Raw genomic sequence first — 12,333 nt, forward strand, 5'->3', positions numbered from 1 at the left:
CTCAATTGGATGCTTCGTCATATGACTACTCCTAGTGTTACCACTAGGACTGGCAGTCAGCAGGCCGTCATCGCAAGACGGCCTTCACCGTGGGCTTACCGCGCATGCCCCGCGACGCGATGTGGTGGCATGCGGAAGAGATCCGCACGGGTATGACACCGCTTCCAGAGGAGGTCGTGCTGACTGAACCTGTAGACGAAGAAACGGACCCGGCATACACAATGGCCATGTGAGGTCTGTCGTGTAGCCCATCTTTCCAAAACGTCGCTGTTGGTGGCAGTTGCTACTTGATCGCAATTTTCCTGTCCACTGCCGCACAAAGCTTTCCAACTTCGTAATGATGGGAATGCAGATCTTCCTCCTATTCGCGATATAAGGGCAAATCGGCTTCTGTACGGTTTTGAACAATCCCTCCCGAACAACTTTTCAGCGGTGTCGTTTCAGCGAGGTGAATTGGAGCCTCGCATGCCGGGAATACAGATCAACTCCTCTGTTCGTCTTATGTTGCTGTTGAATTCGATGAGTGACGTAGCGTTTCGCCCCCTCCCGCATAACGTCGGCATCAAAACGGTCATCCTCGCCGAGAAGGCAGGCCTCATTCAGCGGGAGGGTTCGCTTGGGCTACGTCCCCGCTGCAAGCTAACCCAAGCAGGCGCATCATATCGTCGCGAACGCGGATATCCGACGGGATAATGGCGGCCGGGTTTACATAGCCGCGACGCTATCGTGCTCTCCATGTCGCGGCAATCCCGCGATAGCCTCAAGGTGGCTCAATATAGATCCGTCATAGTGGCCTGCAGGAGGGACTCACACACAACTTGGTGGCCAAACGCGCACGCGATCATCGAGGCCAAGGCCATAATCAAGAAGCCTATGGCATTGGCAATGACCCTTCAGCCTTATCGCGGCCCAAACCCTATGGGTGTTCCACCTGCGGCCGCAATCACCAAGAAGATAACTGCAACGATTATCAGGGTGTACATATAGTCCTTGAGCTTTTCGAAGGGTTCATCGGGCATTCCGAAACTCCTAAGCTATCCAACGTCGACGGTATTGCACCAACCCTTGCGGGCGATCAAGGGGCTCACTCCCATGTCGTGAGGGAGCCAATGAGCTACATCACTGAAATCCAATGGACATGCCACATTCGTTTTGCTGTTGATGCCACTCCCGCCCTAATCCCGCCGGGCCGTCGACCAAAGCGTTCGAGCGTTTGCCGCCATTGTCGTACATTACGTCTCTTCCCCTGCCCGCATCGAACGCCAATCCAGGCCGCTGTAGCTGCCCACTGTATCTTGGAGGCGCCTGCGCAATACAGGGATCTGCCGGGGTTCTAGCTTGACGACAGCCTGTCGCGATCCGGTCGCTTACGCGGGGCGGCTGCTGGCAACGCCACGCAAATGCAGAGCTCGGTAGCCCATTTCTGGGGATTGGCTCGGCTCAACCAAGGCCTTAGGCTCCGCGGAAACCACCAATGGGCGAGACGAATGAACTCAGTTACGAGAACTTGCTGCACGCGCTCGCAAGCCGCGCGCAGCGTCCTGACACACAAGCTTGGCTATCTGTCGGTCGCGGCTTTGGCCGTTTTGATATGGGCGAGCGAGGATGTTCCGACTTCTCCCAAGGGTCAACTTGCTCAGAACGAGGCTGCGGTCCGCCAAAGATCGCAATGACCCGATCGCAGTGCGCGCCTCCCACGATGTTGCGAGCGCTACCTTTCGCGTATGTCGCACCTACAATATTGGGTCTTCAAGAATGTTTACCACCAGTGCTGGTCGATCATCGACATCTTTACGGGCTGGCCGCTCGATTTTGACGGCGTGCTGCTTAATACGCTCGAGGCCGAGGAGGCAGACAGGATGGCCGATGTCTTCAAAATCGGCGATTGTGCCCGCCGCGGCAATCTCCGATAACTGCATTGAAGCCTGAGCTCCCCCGACATGCACGCCATTTGGCACACCTCGCGGAGAGTTTAGCGTCTGATCGCAGCACTGCAGCAAACCCCTTCCCATATCGGATTCTTCTGCGAGCGGTAGCTCGGCGGCACATAGTCCTTCGGCCGCGAAATTTGGGGCAGCAGCCGCCATCCAATCCACTTCCAGTTCTATGCCGATCAGGCATTGAACAATGCCCGTGCGAGCACGATGTAAGTGGGGTCAGGAGCCACGTCATGCTTGTCATCATCTCAGCCGCGGTCATCACGCTCGTTGCCACTCTGGCCGCTCGATATCTGCTCGCGAAAACGCGGCTGACGGAAAAGTCGATCGACGCCGCAATCGCCCGGAGGCTCCATACGTCTCCGGTGCTGTCCGAGATGCGCGAACTGCGTGAACTCAATGGTGTGATGCGCAATATCTTGGCCGATCTCGTCGAAAACGAGGAACTGGCAGTGCGGAGACCGGACGATCATCGTTCGCCTGCGACCCGGACTCGATTGGTGGCAATGCGCGAAGCGCGCCGCCGGGAGATATATGGTGAGGCGATCCTTTTGCTTCGGCAGACCGCTCGAACCCGAACCGCGGAAAGCCCCGTTAGAGCAGCAGACTGAAGATGTTTGGGCGTGAAGAGCCCCCACCATATCTGAACCACCACCGTTCAAGTTGATGGTCGCGTCTTCAACTCCGAGGGCATGCGACCAGGGATCCCCGGTTGATATCTTTCGCGCACCGGGAACTCAAGTCGTCGTGTGTGCGTTTTCTCCGTCGTCTTTAGAGAGAGATCACATGTCCTCGGGTAGCAAAGCTCGCCACCATATGTACATCTTCGTGGCGATTATTTTCGCAGCAGCGCTCGCATTAGCGGGGACCTATGTCGTTATCGCAAAACCAGGTGAGGCCGCGAAGGAGCCTGTGTCCGAGGTTGTTAATCCGAACAGCTAGCCCGCGGCAGGAAGCCTGTGGGATCGAAACCGACAGGGGACGAACACACGGCCAATCGCGCATGTCCGCTTCCTTGTCACCCACGTGGCGTCAATCCCAGGCCTGCAACGAGCCGGCCGACAATCGGGTCCAAGCGTACTCTTCATAACCAGGACGGCTCGCCAGTCCGCAATGCAGCCTCCGTGCGGATGGCATGATCTCCCCAATTCAAGAGAGCCAATTAAAACCAGCCTTACAGCCGCCGAGACAGAGGCGTGATCGGGAACAGACCGAAAAGGTCATCGTACCGCACGAGCAAAAGGGATAGCTGCGTTTATATCTTATTCCGCCGCTATTCCGCTCACTGTTGCCTGCCGCTGGAAGTGGTCGAAATCATGTACCCGTACCGATGGACACACCTTTTTCGCAATATCGATTAGGTGTCTGTGATGCGTGAGGTAGATCACCTGGCCATGTTGCGCCATCCCGGCAAACAGCCTGAAGGCTTCTTCCGCCCGAAAGTCGTCGAACGTCTCCATGATGTCATCGGCGATGAACGGGACGCCGGGCCGCTCGGTCACGAATTCGTGGTATCCCGCCACTCGCAATGCCAGGTAAAGCTGAAACCGTGCTCCCCGCGACAGCGCGTCTGCCGATAGAGATCCGCCGCTCGCTGATAGAGCCATCAACACTTCCCCATCTTTGCCGGGCTGCGCGGCTACCCCGGAATAGGCGCCGCGGCTGATGGTCCGGAACGCTTCCGACGCTCTGGACATCATCCCGCTCCGATGACGATCCCTGTAAAGCCTGAGCGCCTGTTCGGCAGCAACGATACCGATCCTCAGCTCGAGATATCTCTCTGCCCGCTCTTCAATGTCCAGCAGCGTGGTCCGACGCCGTTCCTCGATCTGAGCGGCCGCTGCGTCGCCTCCGACCGCGTCCAATGCCTTGCGGATGGTGGAGAGCTCGTGAAACGCATCTCGGCACGCCTTCTCGTGGTGTGCAAGAAGCGGCTTCATGCCCTCCAGCTCGACCTCAAGCGCATTCCTGTCGGCAAGCGAAAGTCGGTGTTCAACCTCGAGAATGTCCTGGACGCCGGTGATCTCCAGGAGTTCGCGCTCAAGGTCATCAATGGCCGCGCGGACTGCCTGCCGCTTCAAGCAAAGATCAATTTGCGCTTCCACCTCATCAATGGTGGTGCAGCCGAAGAATGCCGTCATCTCGTCAGTGCGAGCGGAAAGAACCTGTCGGGTCACCAACAGCTCTTTCTCCTGCTCCCGCGCCTGATCGAGTGCTTCTTCAAGCTTCTCGACCCGATCCCGGTCCCGCTCGGCGATTTTGATCTTTTCTCCGATTGCCCGCGTCATATCGCCGAGCGATCCCGACCGGTCCATACCGAGGCCCGAACACAGAGCAAAGACCGTCTGCTCGAAGATAATGGCGTCCTGCTCCATCTTCTGAACGCGGTCTACCAGGCTCTCTTTCATTTCGACCGCCGACGACAGCTTTTCAAGGATCGGTATGATCACATTGACGGCGTCGACATCCGGAACAGATTGTTGATCCTCGAGCCAGCAACCAGCGCATAGCTCCGCCCACCTAGCGTTCCACTCGGCATCGTCGCTTTGCGCTTCGGCCAGAAGCTTTGTCCGCTCGTTGCGGTCAGCATTGAGGCGTTCAAGCCGGTCGGCTTGATCCATCGCCGAATTGAACCGATCGAGCTCACGTTCGGCCAGCGCGATGAGTGAGACGGTATCGTCAACATCGACGGCCTTGATGCCGGCGGCTTTGAGCGCTGCTGTTATGCGCAGCTTCGCCGAGACAGATCGATCTCGGACATCCGCAATCTCCTGGTCGATCGAACCCAAGTCGTCGCGGGCCGCCAGAGCCGTTGTCCGGCGACGGAGCCATTCTTGAAGTTCGTTTGGGTCACGCACGAGGAGCTGGGCCGCCGCCACGCCCGAGAAACTGGTGAGCATCTCCGAAGTCAACGCTGCCAGCGCAGAGCGCGCGTCTGAAAGGCGCTGGTCCGCGGACTGAAGCTCTGCGATGGCAACGGCGCGCGTGAGGCTGAGTTGCGCCAGCATTCCGCTATCGGCGAAATGCAGAAGACGCGCCGACACGGCCTGGTCGTCTGCCCTCATGGTGCGTTCGAAGTCGAGCGCGGTCTCGATCGTTAACGTCTGTCGATGCAATAGCCATGCTTCATCGCGCGCAGCACGGCTGGCGATCGCCGACGTCTCGTCGATTTTTCCGGAACGTCCCCGAATATCCGCGATTTCGGCATCCACACGGTCGAGTTCGGATTGCAATCTATCTCTGTCCGAGGCCGCGGACTTTTCAGAATCGCGGCAGTTTGCATATGTGGCTTTCCATTTTTCGACGGTGGTCGTCAACGGAACCGGGATCGCAGCCAGCTCAGCCGACGTGCCTCGCCACGGCACGAGCTGGGCCATGCTTTCCAGCACGCTGGCCTCAGCGGCTTGTCTGCGCCGCGTCAGAAGCCGAAGCGATGTTTCGTCGTCGAGCGTCTCGATCGCGTTGACAGTCGCGGCTAAAGCCTCGAACGCTCTGCGGCGTTCTGGCTGCCTGTATTCAACTAGGCGCTCGTAGGCTCCGCCCTCCTCTGCAAGAGCGCGATTGGTTCGGGCGAGCTCTTTGCTGGCGGCTTCCAACCGCGCATCAACGCCTGACCTCGCGTTGATGAGGCCCCTCAGTCTGCCGACTGTGGTCGCGTCAAGAATCAGGCGAGCCGGGTTCTTCTCTCCCGGCTGCCCAAGCTGGAGAAGCAGCGCGTCAACTGAAAGGTCTGCGATCCGCCCTTTCAATTTCGGAATGTCGACCACCGCCGTGACATAGCGTGGCTCCAGTGTCTTTAGGAGCTCCTCCCCCCTACCTGCGAAGGCCAGAACCTCCGATGGATCGGCAACTCTCTCGATCTCGCTCTCGATGGTGGCGATCGAATGCGCAACGGCGTCAATCTTAACCCGCAGTTCGATGCTTTCCTTGCGAATGGCCGAGAGTTCATTCTTCCATGAGCCTGGGGGCTCCGGTACGGCAATCGTCGCCCGCAGTTCTTCCCGGTAGAGTGACAGCCGCGCCATCGTTGGAAGAGCTCGCAGGATGCGGTTAATCTCGTTTGACCGCCGTTGAATCGCCGACTGTTGATCAACCGCCTTCTGGTATCGTTCCTCATGCGCCGCAAGTTCAATCCTCATCCGCGCGAAATCAGTTGCCAGCAGATCGAGTTCGTCACGCTTCACCTTAAGGTCCGCGAGACGCGACCTGAGCTCTCCGAGTTCCGTGTTGCGAGCCCGTAGCTTATAAAACCGATCGGCTTCGCCCCGGATTTCGCCGAGCCGTCGACTGAGATCTGAAAGACCCGCGCTTGCAGAAAAAAGCAGCTGCCCGAGATCGCCTTTGCTGGCCAGGATGCTCTCGCCGCCGCTCTTGAGGGTTTCTTCGTCGAGCGAGAACATCGTCGAGAACGCAGAGCGATCGATCCCACCGAGATCAGCCATGATCTCGGTTTCCGCAACAGTGCGCTCATCGCCGTCCAGCAGGCTATTTTGCAGGCGCTTGACCCGGACGAACTCACGATCCCGTCCAGCGACAAGCAGGTTGCCGCCTAATCTCATTGCTGAATAAGGATGTAAAAATCCGTATTTGGTGCTGTGTCCGATCCCGAAGACGAGATCGAGGATCGCATTGAAAGTGGTCGACTTGCCTGCCTCGTTAGGGCCGTAAACGACATGCAGGTCGGGCGATCCGACCGGACGTTGCCCAAAATCAACAACAGCGTCCGTGAATTTGCCGTAGCGCGTCAGGTCGAGACGATTGATCCGCACGTCACTCTCCCTCGGCCCCCTGGAGAAGCGCGAGCACATGCGCTGTCCCCTCTTTTGCAAACTTCGCCATCAAACCGTCATACGCCGCCTGATCTTTTCCGATGATGTCCCTGAGCTCCGCCGGCAACTGGCCGCGCAATTCGTCGGCAATCGCCTTGACCTCCGAATTGAAATCGATCGAGCCATGGATCTCTCGCGCAATGATAGTCGCAAGCTCGCCCAGCGCTCCCGGATTCCCGCCGTTTTGCCGCGGCCGCGACGACGAGACTTTCACTTTTTCGATCCAGATATTTCCGATCAACGACCCATGTGTTTCGAACTCCGTCCTCAGAAGATCGATGTCCCTGCGAGCGCGCCAAGCAAGCTCACTCGTCCCTATCACCTCCACCCGTGCCACGATCTGGCCTTTCGGTATCGCCGAGGCCAGTTCGCCAAGCTGAAGTTTGCACAGTGCCACCAAGTCGTCCCAGTCAGCGGCCATTGAGACGTCGATTTGGAGCCGCTCGAATTGGGCGACGGCAGTTCTTCGTTCTTCGACGAGGATCGAGCGGTCATCACGCACGGTCACCAGTGACACCGTCTTCGATCCGTCCTCATTGATGTCACGCCCCTGCGGTATTCCGGGCATCACGACAGCGCAGCTTTGGTCTTGCAGAGCGGATCGTTTGTGAATGTGGCCGAGCGCCCAGTACTGAAACCCTGCCTGTCTGAGCTCGGCAACACTGCAGGGCGCGTAAAGATCGTGTCCTGCTGAGCCACCAAGGCTGGTATGCATGATCCCGATATTGACCGCGCCGGGCAGTGGGGCGGCGAAGTGTCGGAGGAGAGATTCTGGCGCATGCGGCTTAGCAAAACTCATTCCGTGGATCGCAACGTCGAAATCCCCGGCGGACCGCTCGATGGTGACCAGTTCAGCGACCTCACCGAACACCTTGACCGTGTCCGGCATCACAAGCTGTGCGGTGATCTTTGAGAGGGCATCGTGGTTGCCGCGGATGATGTAGGTCCGAATACCGCCCTGATGCAAGCGCCCGAGTTGTTCGGCAAGGAACCGCGCCGTTTTCATCGACGTCTGCTCACCGTCGTAGAGGTCGCCAGCGATGATCAGAGCGTCGACCTGCTCTTCGAGGCACAGCTCGATCGTCTGGATGAACGATTGCCTGGTAGCAAGCCCGATGAGATCTGCCAGCTCGCCGTTGAGAAGCGCAAGGGACTTCAGCGGCGAGTCGAGATGGATGTCGGCGGTGTGGACGAATCGGAATGCCATGGTCTGCCCTTGTCCGTGTCAGCCTCGTTAGCCTTTCTGGGTTCAAAATGCCAGTTCGAATTCCTGTTTTGTTCTGCTATCCCCAACTTTCCGCAAGGTCAAATCCTCACCCGCGGCTGCGCGTTTTGCCGGCTTCTTCGATGGGCCCCAATTCTTCTGGGCGCGCCACCAGGAGGATTGCGATCGCTAAATCTCGGCTTTAAAACGCACGTTAGGCCACGCGGAAGCTGCAGAATGCGAGAGGAAGGCATGACCACCGATATAGGGATGAGGATGCAAAGGCTTATCGCCAGCTTGACGGACAAGCATTTCACCTATCCGCCGCATAACATCGGTTTGAAAACCGCGCTGGCAGCCAAGCAGGCGGGGTATATCGAAATCCAGACCGGTTTTAAAACATCGCTGAAATGCAGTTTGACCTCGAAGGGCGTCACGGCTCAGAGGCAGATCAAGCGTCACCCGACAGCCGTTTGAAGTCGGCTTCTCCATCGCGTCGTACGCCCTTTCCCGGCCGACCGGAGCGACAAGTCCAGTTCCGATGGCTATCGTTGCGCGCGCTGGATCACGTACTTTCTCATCAGCACGTCTCGGCGACGGTGCTTTATCGCGGTGAAGCGGAAGAGGCGAGCGGGCTCTCGCTCTTCAGCAAAGACCACGACGAAGCCAGCATTCGGCCCTATCAGTATTGACGGCGGTGATCATCAACGCTTGTCCATGAGGCCAGCCGCTTCAACGCGACGCTGAAGAGCATGCGTTCAACTCCGGTGCGAAGCCCAACCCCCGTAGTTGATGTGGCTTCTTCGTTGTGTAGGTAAAGCGGGTATTTGCCGAGGACACGCGGATGCCGGTGTTCGCAGGTTTTTGCACGTCTGTTCCGGCCGGCGCGCAACTCACACGGCCTGCCGCATGCAGGTAGGTGTAGCCTCGAACGAACCGATCTATACCCAAACCGGATCGCTGGAACGTTGGATCTCACAGCCTTGCAATCTTAGCCAAGGTGTAAACGTGAGCCTCAACCTGTTCGCCATCGATGGTGACGGAGACCGGCGCCCTACGATAACCCTCGCCTTCGAACGAATCCAGCCGCTGCCAGTGATGTGGAAGATCGGAGGATTCGAAGACCGACACCGGGATCGCGTAGGCCTGGTCATCGAGCACAAGACCGGGAAAGCCCAAGTCCGAGCCCCAGCCAGCGTCCACGAGGCGCCCGAAAATCTTGCCAGACCGCCAGAAGCCTGCAAGTCCGTCAAGTTGGTTATTGTTGAGCTTTCCAGGTGCAAGGCTGCCATAGGTCGCGAGGCGATGTTCAACTGTCATTGTTACTGTGCCGTATTTTAAAACCAGACGTTCTGATAACGCCTAAGTGGAAAGGAATTGCGAATGATCGCCAAGTCGCTTGAAAGGCCGGCTACTTCTTCGGCCTTTGGGAAACGCTTGTGGCTGTGGCAGACACCGCCTCGCTTGCTGGCCAGGCTTGGAAACCTTCGTCGACCTCTCCCTTTAGGGTCTCGTGATCTTGCCCGTGACGCACGCTCGATGGTGTTTGCAACCCCAAGCCGCCCTCGTCGAAGTTGCCGTCGCTGAGGGCGTCATTTCGATTGACGCCAGGATCTTCACCCTCGCCTCCCGACGACACGAGCTCAACCATGATTGCTTTCGCGTGCTCCACCGCATTTTGTGCATCAATGTTGTTATCGGAGTTATCCATAGCAATGGATACAAGCTCGCCACCCTGTCCCACAAACTCGACGGTCAGCATCCTCCCCTCCGGCGTGATCCGGGTGTCTCGCACTTGCATTGCAGCCTCCAAAGTCATTTCCTGCGAATAACTCGGGTTACGCGTTGCAGTTCCACGAAGCCGACGTCGGCATCATCGGTGCAGCATCGGCCGAATAGTGGCGACAGGTTTCCCATTGCAGAATGCGCAGGCCATTGTCGAACGGGAAGCCTGTCTCTTCAGGGCGGAGGCATTGGCTGAAACTTTCTGGGCTGCCGAGACGTAGTTCGATCGTGATCGAAAGGTTATGGCCGCCGCACCCCCCTCCCGCAGTCTCCTGTCGGGACGCGGCGGCCGCACTACGTCGCCGTCTGCGAGGTTCGATTGGCTGGCGTACCGGCGCTACTCTCCTCACTCGCCGGCACGAGCCAGAACACAGCGCAGGTGACCCTCCAGGAGTTCGCAACGCACGACAGAATGCTGCCACCGTCCGCTACTCTCCCGGACTGTTTTTCACACGATCGGTATTTTGCTGAGGAATCGCAACGACGATAGTAGCGCACAGCATTTTCTCTGGCTCCGGCCTATCCTCTCGGTCAACGCGGTCCAGGAATTTCTCTATCGGTATTCAAGCGAATGTCTTGCGCCTCAAGATAAAGCAGCTGGGCGGCGTCGGCGAAAGCAGCATTGCGTTCAGCGTTCTCAGTGAAAATCCCGCTATCCGGCGCGACGAGAACAAATTCGCCACCATCGTCTCCATCAGCCCACGCCGTTCAAAGCCTAGGCTCTCGACGGAGGGAGAAGCGAACGCTTATGTAAAGCGAAGGGCACCGGCGCCCGGCACTCGACCCTGCCTCAGTTCGCAGTGTTTCGCACAACGTTCGACATTGCTGTCGTTTCCGTGCATGCTGGTCCTCAGGCGTCAAAGCATCAGACACTTTCCCGCCTAGAGGTCATTGCTTCTCCCATCACTCTCTGGCAATGACCTCGCCGAAATCCAGGTCCGGCGGCTCGTCACTGCTCCGCCGCACAGAGATCGCCTCACAAGTCCAAGGCCTAACCCGCCGCATGAGTGAGGCGATCTCACGCGCCGGGCGTCTTGAATCGGCACGTGATCTTCGAAGGATTTTCTACGGTGATTCTTGCGTGGCCGCTTTGCCACGGTTTGGGCCGGTTGATGTCGGATCCAGGGGCCATTCGAGAACCCTCCCCTGAACGGTGCGGACGACCTCAGCCGAAAGGCTTCGTTGCCTCGCGCGCCGCTTTGAGTCGCTCGGTCTTACGGCGACGGGCCTCTGCTTCGGCCTCTATCGCCGCAATGGCAACGCGATGCGTCTCTTCTTCGCGCGATCGCCGCTCGGCCCTTGTTATCGCATTTCGGTGACGGATTTTGGGTGGATCGTCTTGCTCACTCATGCGCGCATAACTGCGTCGGATCGAGGACAAGGCAACAGTCTCGTCCGATAGCGTACAAGACCCGGTTCCAGACATCGCTCAGCCAGCAATTCCAGTCACCAGCTCCATTGATGCCAGAATGCACTGAACAACAGCGAGGCCGCCGGAGCTTCCAACATCGGATTCGTCTTGGGTCGTTGAAACCCGCGCTCGGCGGGCTATGCGAGCATTGACTAATGCTGTGTGCAGCGACATGGAGCAGACCCACAATTCGCGAAGATGGACATGACCACTTACCGCTCTACAGGCCGGCACATCCCACACTCAGACGATGGCGCCTCTGATGTCGATGTCTTCGCAGAGATCACGTGCCTCCTCGAAGCCTTGACGGGCTTCTTGGAGCACCACGTCGTCAAGACGTTGAAAGGTCCCGAACCGGCGCTCGTTGTTTGCCGCCGGGCAGATGGCGAACCGGTTCCGCATACTTGGCTGAAGCAAGAACCAGGCACCGGGCGTCTCTACAGAGACTTCGCGGTGCGAAGTGGCTCCACCAGGATCGTAGGATCAGCACGACAGGTCTTTCGCGACCCTTATGATGCAGCCCATCACCTGACGTCCCTCATGCAAATTCCATCGCCTCGCATGAGTACTTAGCGATGGAAGGCGCATAGCTGCTATGCGCCAGCTTATCTTTCTCCACCTGAGGCGAGCCTATAATGAGCAGGCCCTTCGAGACGCCTGCTGCATCGCGCGGCTTTCGCGTTTTCGAGCAACACGTGTGGGCGCTCCCCGTCTTCGGGTTGAGCGCCCTACTTGTATTTCATCAGCACCGACGCGGTTCGTCAGGCACCCGTCCAAACAAATCAGCCGATAATCCTGTTCGCCCAGCAGGTCCGACGTCCTTCATGATAAGGTCCGCAATTAGGTAGCAAATGCCATCCCTCGCCTGACTTGAGCCGCTTGATGCCGTTGCACGGATCGACCTTCGCCTCGCCCACCTCGATGGCCCACGCATAGAGAGCGCTGATCGCCGTGACGATGTTGTTGGCAGCCTCCGGACTGTCGATCCGCGTGTCTCGAATAGCAGTCACATGCTTTCTCTCGAGGAGTTCGAAAGGCTTGTCGCCATGCTTGATGCAAATGGCGCCGGCGACTCATCGGCTCGCTTGAAATACTGCTGGCAGAGCCAACGGAACGACCGCGCGACAACGGGCTTGGCCGAGTCCGCGATGACTGAAGCGTCGCTAT

The 12,333-nt window shown here is 58.2% G+C and carries 8 protein-coding genes; 2 read left to right on the plus strand and 6 right to left on the minus strand.

All coding sequences use genetic code 11. From position 1 onward, the window contains the following. Positions 1-1,733 precede the first annotated feature (1,733 nt). Positions 1,734-2,087 (minus strand): hypothetical protein, encoded by a 354-nt coding sequence (locus ACQZ5H_RS30665; RefSeq protein WP_203431273.1) that lies wholly within the window; start codon positions 2,085-2,087, stop codon positions 1,734-1,736. Between the two features lie 83 nt (positions 2,088-2,170). Here ACQZ5H_RS30665 and ACQZ5H_RS30670 point away from each other — a divergent pair, with 83 nt between their 5' ends. Further along, positions 2,171-2,548, plus strand: coding sequence for a hypothetical protein (locus ACQZ5H_RS30670; protein ID WP_112719030.1), 378 nt, complete (start codon positions 2,171-2,173; stop codon positions 2,546-2,548). 651 nt (positions 2,549-3,199) lie between these two features. Here ACQZ5H_RS30670 and ACQZ5H_RS30675 read toward each other — a convergent pair. Then, positions 3,200-6,706, minus strand: coding sequence for an AAA family ATPase (locus tag ACQZ5H_RS30675; RefSeq protein ID WP_449100001.1), 3,507 nt, complete (start codon positions 6,704-6,706; stop codon positions 3,200-3,202). 1 nt (position 6,707) lies between these two features. Then, positions 6,708-7,973 carry a metallophosphoesterase family protein gene (locus ACQZ5H_RS30680; RefSeq protein ID WP_148194569.1) on the minus strand — a complete coding sequence of 422 codons (1,266 nt, stop codon included), beginning with the start codon at positions 7,971-7,973 and terminating at the stop codon, positions 6,708-6,710. Between the two features lie 249 nt (positions 7,974-8,222). Between ACQZ5H_RS30680 and ACQZ5H_RS30685 the strand changes: the two genes are divergently transcribed. Beyond that, positions 8,223-8,447 carry a hypothetical protein gene (locus ACQZ5H_RS30685; protein WP_199629757.1) on the plus strand — a complete coding sequence of 75 codons (225 nt, stop codon included), beginning with the start codon at positions 8,223-8,225 and terminating at the stop codon, positions 8,445-8,447. Positions 8,448-8,945: 498 nt separating this feature from the next. Here ACQZ5H_RS30685 and ACQZ5H_RS30690 read toward each other — a convergent pair whose 3' ends face one another. From ACQZ5H_RS30690 to ACQZ5H_RS30700, 3 genes are all read right to left on the minus strand, one after another. After that, positions 8,946-9,290, minus strand: a complete 345-nt coding sequence (locus ACQZ5H_RS30690; RefSeq protein WP_199629758.1) for a gamma-glutamylcyclotransferase family protein — start codon at positions 9,288-9,290, stop codon at positions 8,946-8,948. Positions 9,291-9,381: 91 nt separating this feature from the next. After that, positions 9,382-9,732, minus strand: coding sequence for a hypothetical protein (locus ACQZ5H_RS30695; protein WP_199629759.1), 351 nt, complete (start codon positions 9,730-9,732; stop codon positions 9,382-9,384). A gap of 2,216 nt (positions 9,733-11,948) precedes the next feature. Beyond that, positions 11,949-12,176, minus strand: a complete 228-nt coding sequence (locus ACQZ5H_RS30700; protein WP_199629760.1) for a hypothetical protein — start codon at positions 12,174-12,176, stop codon at positions 11,949-11,951. Positions 12,177-12,333 lie beyond the last annotated feature (157 nt).

Source organism: Rhizobium sp. 21-4511-3d (assembly GCF_053522545.1).